This is a genomic window from Herbaspirillum rhizosphaerae, from assembly GCF_046025915.1.
Classification (GTDB): domain Bacteria; phylum Pseudomonadota; class Gammaproteobacteria; order Burkholderiales; family Burkholderiaceae_D; genus Herbaspirillum; species Herbaspirillum rhizosphaerae_A.
In genome coordinates, this window is the sequence record NZ_JAQQFR010000002.1 from 59,682 (window position 1) to 80,954 (window position 21,273).

Below are 21,273 nucleotides of genomic sequence, written 5' to 3' on the forward strand. Positions count from 1 at the left end.
CGTGGTTGGTTGCAGATAACGGGCCGGGTGGCCTGAGAGGTCGATCGAATGCGTTGCGGGCAAACAGCCGGGCGCATCCGGGTTTGGACTTCTAAGCGACGGATGAATAAATGGATCCATTAGTATTGCAAAATCGGCTGGGGCACACTTTCAAGGACGCTACGTTATTGCAGCAGGCCTTGACACATCGTAGCCATAGCAGCTTGCATAACGAACGCCTGGAATTCCTTGGCGACTCGATTCTTAACTGTGTCGTCGCCTCTCTTTTGTTTGACCGCTACAGCAAGATCGACGAAGGCGATTTGTCGCGCCTGCGCGCCAATCTGGTCAAACAGCAATCCCTTTACGAAATCGCCCAGCGCCTTGATTTGTCGCAGTTCCTGCGACTCGGCGAAGGTGAGTTGAAGTCCGGCGGGTTCCGTCGCCCGTCCATTCTGGCGGACACGCTGGAAGCCCTGTTCGGCGCCATTTTTCTGGATGCTGGATTCAATGCTGCGCGCGACGTGATTCGCTCGCTGTATATCCCGATTCTCGATACGGTTGATCCCAAGACACTGGGCAAAGACGCGAAGACCTTGCTGCAAGAATATCTGCAAGGGAAGAAGATCCCCTTGCCGCAATACAACGTGGTTGCCACGCACGGTGCGGCGCATAATCAGGAATTCGAAATCGAATGCCTGGTGCCCAAGCTGGAGATTCAGGTTTTCGGCACTGGTGGTAGCCGTCGCGCAGGCGAGCAGGCCGCAGCCAAACTGGCATTGGAAGCGGTGCAAGCCGCAATGGTTAAGGCGCCTGCGTCGGCACGCAAGCCGCGTACACGGACGACACAGCTTAAATTGGCAGGTATTGCGACGATACAGCCTGATGCTCCGAACGAGGAGCTGCCATTGCTGGCGGAGCAGGTTGCGACTAAAGTGGAAAATAAGGTGGAAAAGCCTGTCTCCATCAAAGCGGCCAAGTCCGACGCCGCAAAAGGCGACGCCAAAGCGGACAACAAAGTTGATAACAAAGCCGACAGCAAAGCAGAAACAAAGAACGACAAGGGTGACAGCAGGAGCGACAACAAAGCGCAACTGACTGCCACCGATTTGAACGAAAACCGAAGCGAGGCCGTGGCCTCTGCACCACCCGTTACACAAAGTAAAACCGCATGACAGACACTACAGCTCCTTCCGACGCATCGAACGATTACCGATGCGGATACATCGCCATTGTCGGTCGCCCGAACGTCGGCAAATCGACATTGATGAATGTGCTGGTTGGCGCCAAAGTCAGCATCACTTCACGCAAGGCGCAAACCACGCGCCATCGCATCACCGGCATCCAGACGATCGAAAACACTCAGTATGTCTATATCGACACGCCGGGTTTCCAGACACGCCACAGCAATGCCCTGAACAAGACACTCAACCGCACTGTTACGACAACGCTGACCGCGGTTGATGTGATTTTGTATGTGATCGAAGCCGGTACCTTCGGCCCGGCCGACAAGCAGGTGATGGCGCTGCTGCCGGCCAACGTGCCGTGCATTCTGGTGATGAACAAGTCCGACCGCAGCAAGGACAAATCGGTGCTGATGCCGTTCGCACAAGAAGTCGCTTCACAGCACAATTTTGTAGCGGTCGTTCCGGTCTCGGCGAAGCAACGTTTCCAGCTGGATCACTTGCAGGAAGAGATCCGCAAGCTGCTGCCGAATAATCCGCCGATGTTTGGCGAAGACGACATCACCGACCGCAGCGAGAAATTCCTGGCTTCGGAAATCGTCCGCGAAAAAGTCTTCCGTTTTGTCGGTGAAGAACTGCCATACACCAGCACCGTTCTGATCGAAAAGTTTGAGCAGGAAGGTGATCTTCGCCGCGTCTTCGCCGCCATTCTGGTGGAGCGCGACGGGCACAAAGCCATGGTGATCGGCAACAAGGGCGCGCGCCTGAAAGAAATCTCGACGCAGGCGCGTCTGGACATGGAACGCCTGTTCGGCGGTCCGGTTTATCTCGAAATCTGGGTCAAGGTCAAATCCGGCTGGGCTGATAATGAAGCCGGGTTACGTGCTTACGGCTACGAATAGAACTTATACATTTTATGGCTGAGATCATCGCCGATACTGCAGTTGGTCAGACACTCGATGCAGAAGCACTGAGCGCTGCGGCGACGCAGTCTGCGCTGGACAACGCCAAGAATACAGCCGCACCCAGACGCAGCACGCGCGCATCGGCAACGCCGCGCCGTGCCAAGGTGCCGGAAAAAGAAACCCGCATCCAGGCTCAGCCGGGATTTGTGCTGCACAGCTACCCCTACAAAGAAACCAGCCTGATCGTCGACGTGTTTTCGCGCGATCACGGTCGAGTTGCACTGGTCGCGAAAGGCGCCAAGCGCCCGCATTCCGCATTGCGTGGCGTGTTGCAGACCTTTCAACCTTTGTCGGTCAGCTGGGCCGGCAAGTCCGAAGTACGTACCCTGACCATCGCTGAATGGGTCGGCGGCATGCTGCCGCTGGAAAAATCCGCCTTGCTGTGCGGCTTCTATCTCAATGAATTACTCGTCAAATTGCTCGCGCGTGATGATGCGCATCCGGCACTGTTCGATCATTACGTATCGACGCTGAATCAGCTCGCACATGGCGAGTCCGCTCCCATCGTGCTACGCAAATTTGAGCGTGCCTTGCTCAAGGAAACCGGCGTTGCCGGCGACTGGACCAGGTGTGTCACCAACGGTAAAACGGTTGAGCCGGAAGAGACATATGTCGTCGATCCGGAGCAGGGCGTGCGCTTCCCGCGCTTGTCTGATGCCTGGCCCAAAGTCTCCGGCAAGACCTTGCTCGATATGGAGAAGGAAGACTACAGCGACCTCAACACGCAGACGCAGAGCAAATTCCTGATGCGCTCGCTGTTGTCGCATCATCTCGGCGGCGCGCAATTGAATACGCGACAGATTCTGATCGATCTGACGCAACTCTGAGCCCCCGGGAACAACGTGTTTAAAGATTTTTCCTGGTCGGGTATGGCGGCAGGTTTTGTCGCTGTGCTCATCGGTTTCACCAGTTCCGCCGCGATCATCTTCCAGGCAGCCGCCGCTGCGGGTGCAACTCCAACCCAGATCAGTTCGTGGATCTTTGCGCTCGGTCTGGGCATGGGCGTGACTTGCATCGGACTTTCCCTCTACTACCGTACACCTGTCGTCACGGCCTGGTCCACACCCGGAGCCGCCTTGCTGATCACCGGGCTGGCAGGCCTCTCGATGCCGCAGGCAATCGGCGTGTTCATGTTTTCGGCGGTGCTGGTCACCATTTGCGGCATCACCGGCTTGTTCGCACGCGCCATGAACCGCATTCCGATCTCAATCGCGGCAGCGATGCTGGCCGGTATTCTGGCGCGCTTCGGTATGGACGTCTTCGTCGCCATGAAGCTGGAGTTTGCGCTGGTGCTGCTCATGTTTGCGGTGTATCTGATCGCCAAGCGCCTCTTGCCGCGTTACGCCATCATCATCGTGCTGATCCTTGGCACCGTCTTTGCGAGCACGCGGGGACTGTTGAAGTTCGAGACCTTCCACGTGGCCCTTGCCACGCCGGAGTTCGTCATGCCTGAATTTGCCTGGACCAGCCTGCTCGGCGTCGGCATTCCGCTTTTTGTCGTGACCATGGCTTCGCAGAATGCTCCCGGCGTGGCGATCATGCGCGCCTCCGGCTACAACACACCGGTATCGCCATTGATGACCTGGACGGGCCTGACAACCCTTGTGCTGGCGCCTTTCGGCTGCTTCTCGATTTGTCTGGCGGCGATTACTGCCGCCATCTGCATGGGCAAGGAAGCGCATGAGGATGCCACCAAGCGCTACATGGCAAGCGTGGCCGCCGGCGTCTTTTACCTGGTGGCCGGCATCTTCGGTGCGACGGTCGTGGCGCTGTTCTCCGCGTTTCCCAAGGCGCTGATCATGGCGATTGCCGGATTGGCCCTGTTCGGCACCATCGCCAACGGCCTCACTGTCGCCATGTCCAATGAAAAACAGCGCGAGGCCGCGTTGATCACTTTTCTGGTCACAGCATCGGGCGTTTCTCTATTCGGTATCGGCACTGCATTCTGGGGACTGGTCGCAGGCGGTCTCGCCATGCTGGTGTTCAACTGGCAATGGAAAAGTACGCCGTCCTCAAATCCCTTTACACAAGCGACGCCGGAAGCAATGCACGATAAAATTCCAGCCTCGTCTTCACAATCACCTCACAGCGCACAGCGAAAATTGTCATGAGTTTCTTGAACCCTGTCGGTCCGGCCATCGAGCTGGGCATCAATATCGATCACGTCGCGACCCTGCGCAATGCGCGTGGCACGAGCTATCCCGATCCTATCCAGGCTGCATTGCAGGCCGAAGAGGCGGGCGCCGATGCCATCACCTTGCATCTGCGCGAAGACCGCCGCCACATCCGCGACGCCGACGTCGAAGCGATCCGTCCGCTGCTGCGCACGAGGATGAATCTGGAAGCCGCCGTCACCAGCGAGATGATCGATTTTTCTTGTCGTATCAAGCCGCAGGATTCCTGCCTTGTGCCGGAAAAGCGCACCGAAATTACGACTGAAGGCGGTCTCGACGTCGTGACGCACTTTGCGCAAGTACAAGCAGCGGTGAGGCAGTTGCAGGCCGAAGGCATTCGCGTCAGCCTCTTCATCGATCCTGACGACGAACAAATCAAGGCGGCCGCCGAAACCGGCGCGCCGGTGATTGAGTTGCACACCGGCCGCTACGCTGAAGCGCATGATCAGGCCGAGCAGGAAAAAGAACTGGAACGCGTCAAGGCCAGCGTGCTGGAAGGCATTCGCCGCGGACTCAAAGTCAATGCCGGTCACGGTTTGCATTACACCAACGTGCAGGCGATTGCCGCCATTCCGAATATTGCTGAACTCAACATCGGCCATGCCATCGTCGCGCAAGCGGTGTTCGTCGGCTGGCAAAAAGCAGTCAGCGACATGAAGGCCATCATGCTCAAGGCACGCCTGGACGCTACTGGCAGGGTCTGATCATGATCTACGGCATCGGTACCGACATTCTCCAGATTTCGCGTCTCAAGGCCACGCTTGAGCGGCGTGGCGACCGCTTTGCGGAAAAGATTCTAGGGCCCGAAGAGATGGTCAAATACCTCAGCCGTAAAGCCAAGGTCGAAGCGCGCGGCATCAGTTTCCTGGCGACGCGCTTTGCTGCGAAAGAGGCATTTTCCAAGGCGATTGGTCTGGGCATGCGCATGCCGATGACGTGGCGCTCGATGCAGACGCTCAATGCGCCCAGCGGAAAACCGATCGTCGTGTGTAGCGGCAAACTGAAAGCATGGATGGAAGAGCAGGGCCTGACCGCGCAAGTCTCGATCACCGATGAGGTGGAGTACGCGGTCGCATTTGTCATAGCGGAGAAAACATGAAGGCAGCAGGTCTGACAACACCGTCGAAACAAGCAAAAAAAGCGAAACAAGCTTTGGGCCCGGTCATGCTCGATGTGATCGGCACCACCTTGACGGCGGAAGACATTCGCCGCATTCAGCATCCGCTGACCGGCGGCGTCATCCTGTTTGCGCGCAACTACGAGAACCGCAAACAGATCACGGCGTTGGCGCAAGCGATCCACGCGGCGCGTCCGGGAGTCTTGATTGCGGTCGATCATGAAGGTGGCCGTGTGCAGCGCTTCAAGACGGACGGCTTCACACATCTCCCCGCCATGCGCGTACTGGGCGAACTGTGGGATCACGACGTACTGGAAGCGACCCGCCTGGCGACCGCCGTCGGTTATGTGCTGGCATCTGAACTGCGCGCCTGCGGCGTCGATTTGTCGTTCACGCCGGTGCTGGATCTGGACTTCGGCGTGTCGACGGTGATCGGCACCCGCTCTTTCCATCGCGACCCGCGTGTTGTGACACTGTTGGCAAAGAGCCTCAATCATGGACTGGCGCTGGCCGGCATGGCCAATTGCGGCAAGCATTTTCCCGGCCATGGCTACGTACAGGCAGATTCGCACATCGACACGCCGGTCGATGACCGCGCCTATCAGGACATCATTGGCGACGACGCCATGCCCTACGACTGGCTCGGCATGAGCCTGACGGCGGTGATGCCGGCGCACGTGATCTATCCTAAAGTGGACAAGCACCCGGCGGGATTTTCCAAGAAATGGCTGGGTATCCTGCGCAAGGATATCGGGTTCCAAGGTGTGATCTTCAGCGACGACCTCAGCATGCAGGGCGCCAGCGTCGCCGGGAGCGCCCTTGAGGGGGCGCAAGCAGCGCTGTCAGCAGGTTGCGACATGGTGCTGATCTGTAACTCGCCAGACAAGGCGGATCAGTTGCTGGCAGGCCTGAAGACCAAGGTTTCTGCCGCATCGGCGGCGCGCATCGCGGCGCTGGTGCCGCAAAGTGACGCCCCGGATTGGGACAGCCTGCAAAAGGACGAACGTTACTTTGTTGCTAAAAAACTGGTGTTGACGCTGATCTGAGTCGCTTCAGCACGCCCTTGCGTTACTACGCCAAAACGATATCAATAGCTGTCCACGAGACGAATTGCCCGAGCCAGCATGTCCGATACTTTGCCAACCGATCCCATTGATCTGCCGGATTCTTCGGACTCTTCGAATCTTCCGAACCCGCGGGATATCGTCCTTGAGACGGTAGCCAAGCTACCGCATCTTCCGGGCGTGTATCGCTATTTCGATGCGGAAGACAATGTCCTCTACGTCGGCAAAGCGCGTGATCTTAAGAAGCGTGTATCGAGCTATTTTCAGAAGAACCTGAGTAGTCCGCGCATCGCCATGATGGTCGATCGGATCGCGCGCCTGGAGACAACCGTTACCCGCAGCGAAGCCGAAGCGCTGCTGCTGGAAAACAATCTCATCAAGACGCTGCGGCCGCGCTTCAACATCCTGTTTCGCGATGACAAGTCCTATCCTTATCTGAAGATCACCGGCCACGCCTTTCCGCGCATGGCCTACTACCGTGGTGCCGTGGATAAGAAGAGCCAGTATTTCGGGCCTTTCCCGAATGCCTGGGCGGTCAAGGAATCGATTCAGATTCTGCAGAAGGTGTTCCTGCTGCGCACCTGCGAAGATACAGTCTACGCCAACCGGACGCGACCCTGCCTCCTGCATCAGATCCATCGCTGCAGCGGCCCGTGCGTCAATCTGGTGACGCAGGAAGACTACGCCCTCGATGTCGAGAATGCGTCCAAATTTTTGCGCGGACGCCAGACCGAAGTGCTTAATACACTTGAGCAAAAAATGCACGCCTACGCCGGCGAACTCAAGTTCGAGCAGGCCGCGGCGGTGCGTAACCAGATCACCTCGCTCTCCAGTGTATTGCATCAGCAAACGATGGAAACTGGTAGCGACGCCGACATCGACATCATCGCCGTCATCGTGCAAGGCGGTCGCGCATGTGTAAATCTGGCGATGGTGCGTGGCGGCCGTCATCTGGGCGATCGGGCCTATTTCCCTACGCATGTTGATGGCGCCATCCCGGACGGCGAAGAGTCGCTGGAAGCCGAAGTCATGAAGGCCTTTTTGGCCCAGCATTACATCGATAAATTCATTCCCGGCAACCTCATCCTTAATACCGAATTCGACGATCCCGCGCTGATGCTGGCGCTCATGGAGCAGTGCGGTCATCGCATCACGCTGACGTTGCAGCCGCAAGGCCAGCGTCGCCAATGGCTGGAGATGGCGCACAAAGGCGCAGAGATCGCGCTGGCACGCCTGCTGTCCGAGCAAGGCTCGCAACAGGCACGTACGCGCGCGCTGGTCGAGGCGCTGGGCAGCGAAGTCGAAGATGTCGAAACCCTGCGCGTGGAATGCTTCGATATCAGTCATACGCAAGGCGAGGCGACGCAGGCCTCGTGCGTGGTATTCCATCATCACGCCATGCAGAACGGCGAATACCGTCGTTACAACATCAACGACATCACGCCGGGCGACGATTACGCCGCGATGCGCCAAGTGCTCATGCGCCGCTATGAAAAAGTCGCCAATGGCGAAGGCACCATGCCCGACATCGTCTTGATTGACGGCGGCAAAGGGCAGGTTGAAATGGCGCGTCAGGTGTTCACCGAGCTGGGACTCGACATCAGCCTGATCGTCGGTGTCGCCAAGGGAGAAGGGCGCAAGGTCGGTCTGGAGACGCTGGTCTTCGTCGATGGCCGCGCGCCACAAGAGCTGGGTAAGGAATCGGCGGCATTGATGCTGATCGCGCAGATCCGCGACGAAGCGCACCGCTTTGCGATCACCGGCATGCGCGCCAAACGCGCCAAGGCCAGGCAGACTTCACGGCTGGAAGAGATCGAAGGCATCGGCGCCAAACGCCGCCAGAAGCTGCTGGCGCGCTTCGGCGGCTTGCGCGGCGTCGCTGATGCCAGCATCGATGAGCTGGCATCGGTGGAGGGGATTTCACACACACTGGCGGAAGAAATCTACCGTCAATTGCATTGAATTCCATTGATTCAGCGGCGGGTGCTTGCCTGCCATTGAATTCCACCTCAATGCCTGCATGTAGCTGGAGACCTGGCAGGAAACGCCTGAAGCCTTTCAGCCGCAGCACTGATTTTCGTACTGATTTCTTCCGGTAACAGGTTTTAAGAGGCGGCTCTGATACTATCTCGGTAAATTTCACTCCGCGCAGAAGTTCACGATAATAAATAAACGTATGCCATTCAATATTCCCATTTTGCTTACCTGGTTGCGTGTCGCCCTGATTCCACTGGTAGTCGGTGTGTTTTATGTGCCGGAAATCGGGTTGTCGCGCTACGAGCAAGGTATTGCATCGACGATCATCTTCGTCGTTGCCGCCGCGACCGATTGGTTCGACGGTTTCCTCGCCCGTCGCTGGGATCAGACCTCTGCATTCGGCGCTTTCCTTGATCCTGTCGCAGACAAGCTGATGGTGACCGGCGCTTTGCTGGTGCTGGTACATTTGGATCGTGTGCATCCGATTACTGCCTTCATCATCATCGGTCGCGAGATCGCGATTTCGGCGCTGCGCGAATGGATGGCGCAAATCGGCGCCTCCAAATCAGTGGCAGTCAGCTCGCTCGGAAAAATTAAAACCACTGCACAGATGATCGCCATTCCGATGCTGCTGTTCTACGGCGATCTGTTCGGGTTCATCAATACGCAGGTGCTGGGCAAGTGGTTGTTGTTGATCGCCGCTGTGCTCACAGTATGGTCGATGTTTTACTACTTGCAGAAGGCATGGCCATTGATAAAAAAAGTGCAAGAAAGTAAAAGTGGCGCTTGACTTCCTCTATGGAAGCTCTATAATAGCGCTCTGTTGTTGATGCGGGAGTAGCTCAGTTGGTAGAGCGATACCTTGCCAAGGTATAGGTCGAGAGTTCGAGCCTCTTCTCCCGCTCCAGAATTACTAAAGGAAGCGCAAAACGCTTCCTTTTTTCATTGTGAGAGTTCGCATCAATCGAAAAAGCTTCATGGAATTTCAGTAGAAAATCTGTTGAAGTCGGTTGAGAAAAAACAGTCGCAATAAGCAACGAATAGACAGTAATATCAGTGTCCCCTGGCGGGGTAGCAAAGTGGTTATGCAGCGGCCTGCAAAGCCGTTTACGCCGGTTCGATCCCGACCCCCGCCTCCAAATGCTCCATGCGGGAGTAGCTCAGTTGGTAGAGCGATACCTTGCCAAGGTATAGGTCGAGAGTTCGAGCCTCTTCTCCCGCTCCATATTAAAAAGGAAGCTCAGCAATGAGCTTCCTTTTTTCTTTTCTGCTCCAACTTTCGCTTCCATTTTCACCCTCACTTCGGCTTCCTCCCGGCTTGTTTCCTGCCTGCACCAGCGCAGTGCGCTAAATATTGAATTTGTGTCGTATTTTGTCGGATGTAATTGTTTTTTATGCAATTACACTCTACATTGGCATGTCGTTCAATCGCGGTTCATTAATCGCAATGGCGTATAACACGGGGGTGTAAATATGGATGCATTTCAAAAAGAGATCGACGAGAGAACCAACCTGACCAGCTCAAACAAGTTTGAGTTGCTGCTTTTCCGTCTTGGCTCGGATCCGCATGGCGTACGTTCGGAATTATTCGGTATTAATGTTTTCAAGATCCGTGAAATTGTTCCGATGCCCGAAATTACCAAGGCTGCCGGCACACGTTCTCCGCTTCTGGGCATGGTCAATATCCGTGGTCAGATCATCTCCGTGATCGATTTACCCGCGGTAGTTGGCTGTACGCCTAAATCCGGCCTGAATATCTTGCTGGTTACCGAATATGCTCGCAGCACGCAGGCATTTGCAGTCGAGTCGGTTGATGAAATCGTGCGTCTCGAATGGAGTCAGGTCTTGTCGGCAGAATCCAAGGCCGGCGGTAATTTTGTCACCAGCATCGCGCGACTTGACGATGATCTCAACAGCAGCCGGTTAGCGCAGGTGCTTGACGTTGAGCAGATCTTGCACGAGATCATGCCAACCGAGCGCGACATGGAGTTCGTAGGTATAGAGCACATCAAGCTCAAGCCTGGCTCAATCATCATCGCTGCGGACGATTCCAAAGTAGCGCGGTCTCTTGTCGAGAGTGGTCTGAAGGCACTGGGATTACCATTTCGCATGTATAAAACGGGCAAAGAGGCTTGGGAAGCACTATTGGAAATTCGTGGTGAAATCAAGGCGCAAGGGGTACCCATCACGGATCGTGTAGCGATGGTGCTGACCGATTTGGAAATGCCGGAAATGGATGGATTCACGCTCACACGCAACATCAAACGCGACGATGCATTGAAGGCGATTCCAGTGGTGATTCACTCTTCGTTGTCCGGCTCTGCCAACGAAGAGCACGTCAAGAACATCGGTGCTGACGGCTATGTGGCCAAGTTTGTGATTGAAGACCTGACTGCAGCTATCAGTAAGGCGCTGGGAGGAAAATAGTTTCCGTCAGCGCATCGTCAGGCGATCGTCAAATAAATACGTAAAATGCCGCTTGTCATTTCTTGCAATGACAAACGGCATTTTTTCATTCTGGAAGAACTGGGTAATCCAGGCCACGCAATATTTGCCGCAATGCAGTTCGTCCAAGTCCGCAACGATTGGCTGCGCAAGAATGTAAAGAACGACCAGACGGCACGATGCGTTCGGTTGCAACGCCCGACTATCTCTTATACTGACGTCCTTTCGTTAATTCTGTATCCGTCGACTGTTTTCAAATCACGGCCAACGGAGTCTGATCCAGCTATGCTTATTCCACAACTATCGTCTACCCAAGATGCCGCGCTGTCATCGGCTTTACAGAGCCTGATTGACGACAAAACCAAGCCGCAGGGAAGTCTGGGCGTGCTGGAGTTCATCGCGCACCGCATAGGCCTGATCCAGCAGACCTCCAGCCCGCGTATCGATCGCACGGCGATTGTCGTCTTCGCTGCGGATCACGGTATCGTCGCTGAGAATATTTCGGCTTATCCGCAAAGCGTGACCTGGCAAATGGTGGAAAATTTTTTGCAACAAGGTGCCGCCATCAATGTGTTTGCGCGTCAGAACGACTGTGCCTTGCATATCGTCGATGCCGGCGTGAATCACGACTTTGGCAAGCGCGTTGAACTGATCGACAGAAAAGTCGGGCCCGGCACGCGCAATTTCGCAAAAGAACCTGCGATGACCGCTGAGCAATGCCAGCAAGCGATTCAGCACGGCATGGATCTGGTGGCGGCGATGCCGGTTGACGTCATCGGCTTCGGTGAAATGGGCATTGGCAACACCACAACTGCGGCCGCGCTCATGCACAAGATTACCGGTATTGCCGCGGCCGAATGCGTGGGGGCCGGCACCGGTCTGGCGGCAGAGGGCATTCGCCACAAGCAGCAGGTCATTGAGCAGGCGGTGGCGCACCATGCGGGTATCGAGGCACCGATGGAAATCTTGCAGACCTTTGGCGGTTTTGAAATCGCCATGATGGTCGGCGCCATGCTCAAAGCGGCAGAGCAGCGTTGCGTGCTGCTGATCGACGGATTCATCGTGACATCGGCCTTGCTGGTGGCGGCAAAGCTGCAGCCCGCGATTCTCGACTACTGCGTCTTTTCGCATTGCTCGGACGAGCATGGACATCGGCGTATGCTGGACTATCTGAAGGGACGTCCGTTGATGCAGCTCGATCTGCGTTTGGGCGAGGGAACCGGTAGTGCGTTGGCCCTGCCATTGTTGCATGCGGCGGTAAATTTCCTGGCGCAGATGGCGACATTCTCCTCGGCGCAAGTCAGTGAGAAAAGCGCCTGACATGTCGGTCGTTCCCAACGCCGGCTCCGGCTTGCGCTATCAACTGCGGCTGTTCTTTACGGCGCTGCAGTTTTTCACCCGCTTGCCGGTACCGCGCTGGGTAGGGTTTGATGCGGCGTGGCTGCAGCATGCCACGCGTTATTTTCCGGCGGTCGGTATTCTGGTCGGGATGGCATGTGCGATTGTGTATGGGCTGGCTGCGCTCGTATTGCCGCAAGTCGTGGCGGTATTATTGTCGACGGCTGCTGGGATTTATCTGACCGGTGCTTTTCATGAAGATGGTTTCGCCGATGTTTGCGACGGTTTCGGCGGCGGTATGCAGCCGGCGCGTATTCTGGAGATCATGCGCGATTCGCGTGTTGGCGCGTATGGTGTGATCGGTGTTGTGATGCTGGTCGGACTGAAGCTCGCTGCACTTGCCAGCCTGCCGTCGAGCCAGGTCATGCCGGCGTTGCTGCTGGCGCATCCGGTCTCGCGCTGCCTGGCGGCGGGCCTGATCTGGCGCATGGATTATGTACGGGAAGAGGGTAAGGTCAAACCTCTGGCGCAACAAATGAGCACGTTTGAATTTGCCGTCGCTGCATTTACCGCTTTTCTGCCGGTCGTGCTGTGTGCGGCGATGGGATGGTTTGCATGGCAAGGATTGCTGTTGGCGCTGCTGCTGGGTTTTACCGCCACGGTTTTCCTTGCGTATAAATTTCAGCGCCGCATCGGCGGCTACACCGGCGATTGCCTCGGCGCTGTACAACAACTTAGCGAAATCGCGATTTACCTGGGCCTGCTGGCTGTGGTGTCGCCGGCATCGTCCTTATAGACAGAAAGGTCCATCATGTTGCTGCATCTAATTCGTCATCCTCAGCCTGTCATCGGCAAGGGCCTCTGTTATGGCAGCAGTGATCTTGCCGTGACTGAAGAAGACTGCCGCAAGGTGCTTGATCAGGTCAGCCCGGTCCTGCCGCCGCATGCGCCTTTATATTCCAGCCCGCTGCAACGTTGTGTCTTCCTAGCCGAGCCTTTGGCGACAGCACTCAGCGCCGGTCCCGTGCGTTACGACCCTCGTTTGATGGAAATGCACTTCGGCACCTGGGAGCAATGTGCCTGGGACGATTTGCCGCGTGCGGAGATTGACCAGTGGGCGGCTGACGTCGTCGGCTACCGTCCGGGTGGCGGCGAGAACGTGCTGCACGTGGCGCAGCGTATCGACGCGTTTTGCACCGATCTGCTGTCGCGCGGCCATGGTCAGGCGATTATTGTTTGCCACGCCGGCACCATTCGAATGCTGCAAGCACGGGCCTTGAATTTGTCCGTACCCAAGATGGCGGAGCATGCTGCAATCAATGCCCATGCCATTGCTTTTGGGGAAGTGCTGACTTTGCAGCTCTGAGGCCAAAGCAGGCCCGGGCAGACCCAGGAAGGCTCAAAGGGCCTCATCGAAAGCCTGGTGAAAATGGTGTTGTTCATCATCCACATCAAAATCGGCATAGTTGTTCAAAAGGAAGCCTTTGCGCTTCCTTTTTTCATGGCCGCACGCAAAGCAAAGTGGGCATGGGCGTGGCGCCCGGGGGCACTTTCAATAAAGTCGCTTCAAGTCATTGTTTTAATGCAAGATTTCTTCAAAAAAATGGCTGTTGATTTTGGCTTTTTTTCTGCAACACTAGAAAAAGCTGGGTGGCTAAAATAGTAAAATGTAGAAAAAAAGACAATATTTATAAATCGACAAGCTAGAGCTCATGTCTGACATTTCTCTCAAAAAAATTCTGATCGTCGACGACAGCAAAGTCTCGCGCATGGTGATCAAGGCGCACATCCTCGCCGTTCATGCTGACTGGGTCGTGCAAGAAGCCACGACCGGCGATGAGGCTGTCGCCATGATTGAGAAGGATCAGCCCGATTACTGCACCATGGATATCAATATGCCGGGCATGCTTGGCACGGACGCCGCCGAGATCATTCTCGGCAAATATCCCGGTGTGCGTATCGTGATCTTTTCAGCAAACATCCAGGAAGCCGCGCAATCGCGCGCGCAGCAGCTTGGTGCTCTGTTTGTCGCCAAACCGGTGACGGAAAAATCCATTGCGCAGGCAATCGGCTATTTCACCGGTGCCACAGGTGCCGCCGGACTGACGGGGGCCGTGTGACAGTCCTGTCAGAGATCGAACTTGATGCGCTCACCGAAGTGTTCAACGTTGGTGCAGGCCGCGCCGCGTTGAGCCTGAGCGAAATCGTCGGCGAGGAAGTCTTGCTGTCGGTGCCATCGATCGAGATACTCAAGGCCGACGAGGTCAATGACCGCGTGTTGACGCTCAAGGACAACAAGTTTGCCACCGTCAGCCAGTTGTTCACTGGTCCTTTCGACGCCGAAGCCGTGCTCCTGTTCACGAAGAACTATGCGCTGGAAATCGTGCGCGACATGATGGGCTCGCAGATGAGCATCGAGGATCTGGCGGAGTTCGAACAAGAAGCCATGTGCGAGCTCGGCAACATCATCCTCAATGCCTGTTTGTCGGCCATGGCCGACATGCTCAAGATCAGTCTCAGCAGTTCGCTGCCGAGCTATACCATGTCGTCACCAGAGGAAATCACTGCGCGCCTGGCCGAGCAGGGTCGCGACGACAGCTACATCCTGGTTCTCCACATTGATCTGGTGTTGGAAAAACACCATACCGAAGGTCATCTGATTTTCCTGCTGAGCTCTACATCGCTGAGCAAGCTGATTTCACATATTCAGCAGTATCTGAACAATATTCTCTAAACGGTATGTCCATGAGCAGTCCGGTTCCACTTGGTTTTTCAGCAGATGAGGTTGTCAACAACGTCAACCTGGGACTCGTCGTGGTCGATCGCGACTTGCAGATCCTGCTGTGGAATGACTGGATGAGCCGTCACAGCCGCATCGGCCGCGAGCAGGCGCTCAGGCAAAACATCATCGCGCTGTTCGGCGAACAACTTACACCGGGCTTCCTGCGGGCACTGAACAACGCCATCGGCTACGGCTTGCCGGCAATCTTGTCCAGCGCATTCCATCGTTCGCCGTTGCCGCTTTTTGTCGAACAGGATAAAAGCGATGTGCCGGTGCGCATGCATCAATCCATCATCATGACGCCGCTGCGATCCGACGACGGGCAGCCAACATGCCTGATCCAGATCAGCGACTCCAGCACCTCGGTCAAGCGTGAAAAAATGCTGATGTCGCATTCCGATGCGCTCAAGCGAGAGGCGATTACCGACAGCCTGACAGGTATCTACAATCGCCGTTTCTTTGACGAGAGCTATGCGCTGGCGCTGCGCGACGCCAAGCGCAACCACACCAGCCTGTCGGTGCTCATGATCGACATCGATTACTTCAAGCAATACAACGATCATTACGGTCATGGCGAAGGCGACAGGGCACTGAAACTGGTCGCCAACGTCCTGCGCGCGCAAATGCGCCGCCCCAACGACGTCTGTGCGCGTTACGGCGGCGAAGAGTTCATCATGCTGATCCCGGGCTTTACCGACGTCCAGGCGGAGAAATTTGCCGAAGGTCTGCGCGTCAGCGTCAGCGATCTAGGCATTCCGCATGAGAAATCCCAGTCCGGCGCGCACATGACCATCAGCGTCGGCGTCTGCACCATGACACCTGATGTCAGCAGCGACGGTACGGCTTTGCTCGACAGCGCCGACGAAGCGCTATACCGGGCAAAGAAGCAGGGACGCAATCAGGTCGTCAGCGGCGTTTAAGCGCGGTTCTGCCTGTTTTTGAACGGAAGCGGAACAATCCTCGCAAAAGCTGAACGGACGCGGCTTGCGCATTGTCATAAACAAGTTATCAACAGGGTTGACCACATTTTCTGTGGGTAACTTTGGTGCGCGCCAACTTGTCGATATGGCTGCATTCGCCCGCTCGTCGATCTTGTGGATATCTTGCGTATAATGCGCTCCTTGATGCTTTTTGCTGTCTTTACCGCCTCGCTCATGCGCCGATTCTGTTTTTTGTTGCTGGCATTCCTGTTTCCCTTGCAGTTATTTGCAGGGACGCTTGAGCCTATGGCAAAGCAACTGAGTGAGACACCTGCGATCGTGCTGGCTGCTCAAGCGCACTCACAAGATGGCGCGCAACAATCCGCATGCGAAACGGCTCACGATATTGTTGACATCATGGCCGGAGAGATGAGTGACCAGCCCGACAGTAAAAAACTGACGGCGCAAGGCGATCTGGAAGACCAGACCTTACCGGTTCCTTTGGCCACCTTGCCACTGGATTGGCATCCTTTCCCTCATTTTTATCCCCTCGTGAACGACGGCACCTCCGCGTTCATTGATCTGCAGCGTCCTCCACCGCTAGCCTGACCGCGCGCTCTCCGACACGGTGCAGCTGATCGTTTTCGATCAACTGCGGCACCGAGATCGGCTGTTGCGCGCATCTCTCTATTTTTCACCGGTTTTCATCGCTATTGCCCTGCGGCGGCGGCATCGCTGCTGCAACTTCTCGTATTTTTTATTTAGGAAGCACCATGAAACGCGTCATTCTTTTTCTCGTCACCAATCTTGCCGTGATGCTGGTCCTGAGCGTGACCGCCAGCGTTCTCGGCATCAATCGCTACATGACGGCCAACGGCCTCAACTTCGGCATGCTGCTGATGTTCTGTGCGCTGATGGGCTTCGGCGGCTCGTTCATTTCCCTGTTGATGTCGAAGACCATCGCCAAATGGTCCACCGGCGCGCGCGTCATCGCGCATCCGCAAAACTCCACGGAGATGTGGCTGGTCGATACCGTCAACCGTTTGGCTACGCGCGCGGGTTTGAGCATGCCCGAAGTCGCCGTCTATGACGGCCCGCCAAACGCCTTCGCCACCGGCGCCAGCAAGAGCAGCTCGCTGGTGGCGGTATCGACCGGTCTGCTGCAAGGCATGACCAAGGAAGAGGTGGAAGCCGTCCTGGCGCATGAAGTCGCGCATATCGCCAACGGCGACATGGTCACGCTGACGCTGATCCAGGGCGTGGTGAATACCTTCGTCATGTTCTTCGCGCGTATCGTCGGCTACTTCGTCGACTCGGCTTTGCGCCGCAACAACGAGCAGTCGTCGGGCCCCGGCATCGGCTACATGGTGACCGTAGTTGTCTGCGAAATCGTCTTCGGTATTCTAGCCAGCGTGATCGTCATGTACTTCTCACGCCAGCGCGAATACCGTGCCGACGCGGGCGCAGCATCGCTGATGGGATCATCGACACCGATGATCGGCGCGCTGCGTCGCCTGGGAGGAATGGAAGCCGATGGTTTGCCGCAAAATCTGCAAGCCTCCGGCATTGCGGGGCGTGAGTCGTGGATGGGTTTGTTCTCCAGCCATCCGTCGATTGAGTCGCGCATCGCTTCCTTGCAGAATCGTGCACGCGCCTGATCGCATAGAAAACGCTGTGTGCTCTGCAGCATTTGTACAATCGTGATAAATTTCTGTGTGGCGAAAATTTCGAAATAGTTTGAATTTTCTGCACACGATGTTCTCGGGGCGGGGTGAAAATCCCCACCGGCGGTAATGTTGCGATGTGATTGCAGCGAGCCCGCGAGCGCTTGGTGGACGCCCGTCCGTCAAGGTCAGCAGACCTGGTGAGATCCCAGGGCCGACGGTCATAGTCCGGATGAAAGAGAACGGAAATCTGCCGCGCGCATGCACGCTTGCATGCGCCTGCTCGTTTCCATGCGCCCTGTTTTAGTCACCAAACAGGAGTCCTGAACAAATGCAACACGCAGCAAACAATACCAATACTTCTCCCGCCAAAAATCGCATCGCTTTTATCCAGGCTTGCTGGCACAAAGAGATCGTCGATCAATGCCGCATTTCCTTCACCGCCGAAATCGCTAAGTTGGGCTTCCCGGAATCCAGCATTGATTTCTTTGAAGTCCCGGGCGCGTTTGAAATCCCTCTGCACGCCAAGTTGTTGGCCAAGACCGGCAAGTATGCGGGTATCGTCGCCTCCGGCCTGGTTGTCGATGGCGGTATTTACCGTCACGATTTCGTCGCTACAGCAGTGATCAACTCCCTGATGAACGTACAGCTGGAAACCGAAGTGCCGGTTTTCTCCGCCGTGCTGACACCGCATCATTTCCATTCGCACAGCGAGCATCAGGAGTTCTACCACGCGCATTTCGTGGTCAAGGGCCAGGAAGCCGCGCGCGCTTGCGCCGACACGGTCGGCAAGATCGCGCGTCTCAACGCAGGGCAAAGCGTGGCACCGGTGCTGAACGCGGCCTGATTGGTTTTTGCGGGTTGGCCGGGTAACTGGTCAAGACAGAAGACGGACATTGCGAAAGCAGTGTCCGTTTTTTTATGTCCGACTGTGAGGTCTGAGGAGTAAAGAGAAAGAGGGCGGATGTGAAATCCGGTCAGGAATTTGTAGCATCTTGTTACAAGGCTTACCGGGTACTGACTGGTTATCGGGATCGAATTGGATTTTAATAGAGTCAATAGTTAAACGAGTTCTTAGCCGCGTAGTACCTTCTTTTCAGCGCGAAGTTCAAGCTCGAATCTCAAGCACATAACGCATACGCATCTTCAGATGCACCCAAGGAGCCATCGTGAAAAAATCTCTTCTCTCCGTGACAGTCGTATCGGTTGGCGTGCTCGCCGCAAGTCTGTTTGCGGCACCGGCGATGGCCGCGCATGTCGGCGTTGGTATCAATATCGGTGTGCCGGTGTACGCACCGCCACCACCAGTGTATTACGCTCCGGCCCCGGTCTATGCGCCGCCACCTCCGGTGTATGTGCGCCCAGCCCCGGTTTATGTCGCCCCTGCGCCAATTTACGTTGAGCGAGGCGGTTACTACCACCGTGGCTATGGCCCCGGCTATTATCGCCATGGCTACCGTCACCACGGTTATCACGACCGCCGTTGGTAATCACTGATAGTGGCCGATATGCCTGACCTCAGTTGCCTGAGTTACCCACACTGAGTTACCCACACTTACCCACAAAAACGGTGGATAAGTTTGTGAGCAAGTCTGGGGGAAACTGCTAAGTGTTTGATTCCGAAGAACTTAGTTGTCCCGCCTCAAAATAAGGCAGTTGGTGACAACATTGAAGAAATGTTAAAGACGCATTGAATAAGTCTTGAAGAAGGAGTCCTATTTGGACTCCTTTTTTTCTGGCTGTGCGACCGGGCCATCCAGTTGTGTCTTGGCAGCTTTGGCGGCATCGTCTTCTGCCGGATCCAGATAGCGTTCTACCGCGCCAAAGAAACGGTCATAAAAATGACCGGAGCGGATAGTCTCGCTAGCGACGCGCACCAGCGAATCGTCACTGGAGCCGAACGGCATCGATACCGAGCCCAGCACGCCGACGCCCAGGCTGGCAGAGTTGTTGGTCTTCTTCAGCGCGTAGCGATCCTGCGTTGCACTCACAAATAACGAAGCATTGTGGTCTGCCTTGCCGTTGGGCGCGCAGACGATATGAAAAGCAATCTCCACGTGCTGATCGGCTTCCGGTTGAAAGCTCTTGGTGCCGTCGACGATATTGGCCTGGGCTTTGCTGATGATGTAACCCTGACCCAGCAATGCGCGGCGTGCTGCCTCGCAGACCGCATTATCGCTGGCACCGAAGCTGCGTGAATAGGTGTCGGTCTCGCTGAAATCTTCCTGATGATAGAACGACGGCTTTGACGTCGAGCAGCCTGCCAGGCCGGCAACGCCGGTGATCAGCAGGGCATAAACGGATAACGAAGGAAGCAAGCGGCGCATGCCTGGAATCTCCTGATGATAGGTCAATGCTGCAATTGTAAATTATCGGCAAGGTCACAAGTCGAAGCAGAACGTAAGGATCGGTAACAAGTTGGCGGCCGGCAGCATCAATATCGACTCCCCGATATACTTGTCATTCGAATAGTTATTGCTGGTTATTTGATTGGATCACCTGAAAACGTGCGATCAGCGCTGCAAAGTGCGCCGTAACGTTCTTCATTTTTGTTGTCATCTTTTGCCAATAACCATGCGCAGTACCATGAGCAATGTCACGAATAGACCGGAGAACACATGGAATCGTTGCAAAAGCTGCTGGGAATCGACCTGCCGATCATTCAAGCACCGATGGCGGGCGTACAGGGACATGCGCTGGTAACGGCAGTCTGCAATGCCGGCGGCCTGGGTTCTTTACCTTGCGCCATGCTCACGCCTGAAGTGCTGCGCAAAGAGCTGGAGCACATTCGTGCCGGCACCGACAAGCCCTACAACGTCAATTTTTTTGCGCATACGCCACCCGAACCCGATGCAACGCGCGAAGCCGCATGGCGTACCGCACTGGCACCGTACTATCGTGAATTCGGCATCGATGCCGACACCATCCCCACAGGCCCCGGTCGTGCACCTTTCACAGCCGAAGCCGCCGAACTGTTGAGCGAATTCAGGCCTCCTGTGGTCAGTTTCCATTTCGGTCTGCCAAGCGCCGCATTGATCGCTCGTGTACGCAGCTGGGGCGCCAAAGTGCTATCTTCCGCGACCACCGTTGCCGAAGCGCGCTGGCTTGAAGAGCAGGGCGTCGACGCCATCATCGCGCAAGGCCTGGAAGCCGGAGGGCATCGCGGCTTTTTCCTGTCGCACGACATTTCCACGCAACTCGGTACCTTCGCCTTGCTGCCGCAAATCGTCCGGGCCGTGAACATCCCCGTCATCGCCGCAGGCGGCATCGTCGATGCCAAAGGCGTTGCTGCCGCCAAATTGTTAGGTGCGGCAGGCGTGCAGATCGGTACAGCCTACATGCTCACGCCCGAGGCAACCACCAGCGCCATTCATCGCGCCGTGCTGAAGAGCGATGCCGTTGAGCACACCGCGTTGACCAACTTGTTTACCGGCGGTCCTGCTCGTGGCGTGGTAAATCGCCTCATGCGCGAACTCGGTTCGCTGAGTCCTGCTGCGCCAGCTTTTCCCTTGGCGACTTCTGCGATTGCGCCGTTGCGCAGCAAGGCAGAGAGCTTGGGCAGCGGAGATTTTTCTCCATTGTGGTCGGGGCAGAATGCGCGCGGCTGCAAAGAGATTCCCGCCGCCGAACTTACGCGCGAGTTGGCTGCAGGCTGGTAAAGCGC

24 protein-coding genes, 3 tRNA genes and 1 riboswitch are annotated in these 21,273 nt (G+C 56.2%); of the genes, 25 read left to right on the forward strand and 2 right to left on the reverse strand.

Annotated elements, in window-relative coordinates; genetic code table 11:
• Positions 1 to 110 precede the first annotated feature (110 nt).
• The 13 genes from rnc to PQR63_RS02845 all read left to right on the forward strand — a co-directional run bounded on the left by rnc (position 111) and on the right by PQR63_RS02845 (position 10,887).
• The gene (gene rnc / locus PQR63_RS02785; protein WP_408165470.1) at positions 111 to 1,154 is read left to right on the forward strand and encodes a ribonuclease III; all 1,044 of its coding nucleotides are present in this window, start codon (positions 111 to 113) and stop codon (positions 1,152 to 1,154) included.
• Positions 1,151 to 2,065, forward strand: a complete 915-nt coding sequence (era, locus tag PQR63_RS02790) for a GTPase Era (protein ID WP_408165472.1) — start codon at positions 1,151 to 1,153, stop codon at positions 2,063 to 2,065. The genes rnc and era overlap by 4 nt, the downstream gene beginning before the upstream one ends.
• Positions 2,066 to 2,079: 14 nt before the next feature.
• Positions 2,080 to 2,955, forward strand: coding sequence for a DNA repair protein RecO (recO, locus tag PQR63_RS02795; RefSeq protein ID WP_408165474.1), 876 nt, complete (start codon positions 2,080 to 2,082; stop codon positions 2,953 to 2,955).
• 15 nt (positions 2,956 to 2,970) lie between these two features.
• Positions 2,971 to 4,239, forward strand: a complete 1,269-nt coding sequence (locus PQR63_RS02800) for a benzoate/H(+) symporter BenE family transporter (RefSeq protein ID WP_408165475.1) — start codon at positions 2,971 to 2,973, stop codon at positions 4,237 to 4,239.
• Entirely contained in the window at positions 4,236 to 5,006 is a 771-nt protein-coding gene (pdxJ, locus tag PQR63_RS02805) for a pyridoxine 5'-phosphate synthase (RefSeq protein WP_408165477.1), read from the forward strand. The genes PQR63_RS02800 and pdxJ overlap by 4 nt, the downstream gene beginning before the upstream one ends.
• 2 nt (positions 5,007 to 5,008) lie before the next feature.
• Positions 5,009 to 5,401 carry a holo-ACP synthase gene (gene acpS / locus PQR63_RS02810; protein WP_094564712.1) on the forward strand — a complete coding sequence of 131 codons (393 nt, stop codon included), beginning with the start codon at positions 5,009 to 5,011 and terminating at the stop codon, positions 5,399 to 5,401.
• On the forward strand, positions 5,398 to 6,465 hold the full coding sequence (nagZ, locus tag PQR63_RS02815) for a beta-N-acetylhexosaminidase (protein WP_408165479.1): 1,068 nt from the start codon (positions 5,398 to 5,400) through the stop codon (positions 6,463 to 6,465). Before acpS ends, nagZ begins: the two co-directional genes overlap by 4 nt.
• Before the next feature lie 78 nt (positions 6,466 to 6,543).
• Positions 6,544 to 8,445 (forward strand): excinuclease ABC subunit UvrC, encoded by a 1,902-nt coding sequence (gene uvrC / locus PQR63_RS02820; protein ID WP_408165481.1) that lies wholly within the window; start codon positions 6,544 to 6,546, stop codon positions 8,443 to 8,445.
• 214 nt (positions 8,446 to 8,659) lie between these two features.
• Positions 8,660 to 9,250, forward strand: a complete 591-nt coding sequence (pgsA, locus tag PQR63_RS02825; protein ID WP_408165483.1) for a CDP-diacylglycerol--glycerol-3-phosphate 3-phosphatidyltransferase — start codon at positions 8,660 to 8,662, stop codon at positions 9,248 to 9,250.
• Between the two features lie 41 nt (positions 9,251 to 9,291).
• Positions 9,292 to 9,367: transfer RNA gene (locus PQR63_RS02830), tRNA-Gly, on the forward strand.
• A 158-nt stretch (positions 9,368 to 9,525) separates the two neighbouring features.
• Positions 9,526 to 9,599, forward strand: a tRNA-Cys gene (locus PQR63_RS02835).
• A 10-nt stretch (positions 9,600 to 9,609) separates the two neighbouring features.
• A tRNA-Gly gene (locus PQR63_RS02840) sits at positions 9,610 to 9,685 on the forward strand.
• 248 nt (positions 9,686 to 9,933) lie between these two features.
• Positions 9,934 to 10,887, forward strand: coding sequence for a chemotaxis protein (locus PQR63_RS02845; RefSeq protein ID WP_408165484.1), 954 nt, complete (start codon positions 9,934 to 9,936; stop codon positions 10,885 to 10,887).
• A gap of 6 nt (positions 10,888 to 10,893) precedes the next feature.
• Here the strand turns inward: PQR63_RS02845 and PQR63_RS02850 are convergent, their stop codons facing one another.
• A complete protein-coding gene (locus PQR63_RS02850; RefSeq protein WP_408165486.1) occupies positions 10,894 to 11,100 on the reverse strand; it encodes a hypothetical protein in 207 nt (68 codons plus the stop codon).
• 90 nt (positions 11,101 to 11,190) lie between these two features.
• Here PQR63_RS02850 and cobT point away from each other — a divergent pair, with 90 nt between their 5' ends.
• From cobT to PQR63_RS02905, 11 genes are all read left to right on the forward strand, one after another.
• Positions 11,191 to 12,225 (forward strand): nicotinate-nucleotide--dimethylbenzimidazole phosphoribosyltransferase, encoded by a 1,035-nt coding sequence (gene cobT, locus PQR63_RS02855; protein ID WP_408165487.1) that lies wholly within the window; start codon positions 11,191 to 11,193, stop codon positions 12,223 to 12,225.
• 1 nt (position 12,226) lies between these two features.
• Positions 12,227 to 13,039, forward strand: coding sequence for an adenosylcobinamide-GDP ribazoletransferase (locus PQR63_RS02860; RefSeq protein ID WP_408165489.1), 813 nt, complete (start codon positions 12,227 to 12,229; stop codon positions 13,037 to 13,039).
• 15 nt (positions 13,040 to 13,054) lie between these two features.
• A complete protein-coding gene (locus PQR63_RS02865; protein ID WP_408165491.1) occupies positions 13,055 to 13,609 on the forward strand; it encodes a histidine phosphatase family protein in 555 nt (184 codons plus the stop codon).
• 57 nt (positions 13,610 to 13,666) lie between these two features.
• Positions 13,667 to 13,906, forward strand: coding sequence for a hypothetical protein (locus PQR63_RS02870; protein WP_408165493.1), 240 nt, complete (start codon positions 13,667 to 13,669; stop codon positions 13,904 to 13,906).
• A gap of 49 nt (positions 13,907 to 13,955) precedes the next feature.
• On the forward strand, positions 13,956 to 14,363 hold the full coding sequence (locus PQR63_RS02875; protein WP_408165495.1) for a response regulator transcription factor: 408 nt from the start codon (positions 13,956 to 13,958) through the stop codon (positions 14,361 to 14,363).
• Positions 14,360 to 14,977, forward strand: coding sequence for a chemotaxis protein CheX (locus PQR63_RS02880; RefSeq protein ID WP_408165497.1), 618 nt, complete (start codon positions 14,360 to 14,362; stop codon positions 14,975 to 14,977). The genes PQR63_RS02875 and PQR63_RS02880 overlap by 4 nt, the downstream gene beginning before the upstream one ends.
• 11 nt (positions 14,978 to 14,988) lie before the next feature.
• Entirely contained in the window at positions 14,989 to 15,945 is a 957-nt protein-coding gene (locus PQR63_RS02885) for a sensor domain-containing diguanylate cyclase (protein WP_408165499.1), read from the forward strand.
• Between the two features lie 204 nt (positions 15,946 to 16,149).
• Positions 16,150 to 16,554, forward strand: a complete 405-nt coding sequence (locus PQR63_RS02890; protein WP_408165501.1) for a hypothetical protein — start codon at positions 16,150 to 16,152, stop codon at positions 16,552 to 16,554.
• A 164-nt stretch (positions 16,555 to 16,718) separates the two neighbouring features.
• Complete coding sequence (gene htpX / locus PQR63_RS02895) at positions 16,719 to 17,603, forward strand: protease HtpX (RefSeq protein ID WP_408165503.1); 885 nt, start codon at positions 16,719 to 16,721, stop codon at positions 17,601 to 17,603.
• 95 nt (positions 17,604 to 17,698) lie between these two features.
• Positions 17,699 to 17,857: riboswitch (FMN riboswitch) on the forward strand.
• Positions 17,858 to 17,940: 83 nt separating this feature from the next.
• The gene (locus tag PQR63_RS02900; RefSeq protein WP_408165505.1) at positions 17,941 to 18,456 is read left to right on the forward strand and encodes a 6,7-dimethyl-8-ribityllumazine synthase; all 516 of its coding nucleotides are present in this window, start codon (positions 17,941 to 17,943) and stop codon (positions 18,454 to 18,456) included.
• Positions 18,457 to 18,778: 322 nt separating this feature from the next.
• Positions 18,779 to 19,099 carry a hypothetical protein gene (locus PQR63_RS02905; RefSeq protein ID WP_198361715.1) on the forward strand — a complete coding sequence of 107 codons (321 nt, stop codon included), beginning with the start codon at positions 18,779 to 18,781 and terminating at the stop codon, positions 19,097 to 19,099.
• Positions 19,100 to 19,324: 225 nt separating this feature from the next.
• Here PQR63_RS02905 and PQR63_RS02910 read toward each other — a convergent pair whose 3' ends face one another.
• Positions 19,325 to 19,936 carry a DUF2242 domain-containing protein gene (locus PQR63_RS02910; protein ID WP_408165507.1) on the reverse strand — a complete coding sequence of 204 codons (612 nt, stop codon included), beginning with the start codon at positions 19,934 to 19,936 and terminating at the stop codon, positions 19,325 to 19,327.
• Positions 19,937 to 20,227: 291 nt separating this feature from the next.
• Here PQR63_RS02910 and PQR63_RS02915 point away from each other — a divergent pair, with 291 nt between their 5' ends.
• Complete coding sequence (locus tag PQR63_RS02915) at positions 20,228 to 21,268, forward strand: NAD(P)H-dependent flavin oxidoreductase (protein ID WP_408165509.1); 1,041 nt, start codon at positions 20,228 to 20,230, stop codon at positions 21,266 to 21,268.
• Positions 21,269 to 21,273: the final 5 nt, after the last annotated feature.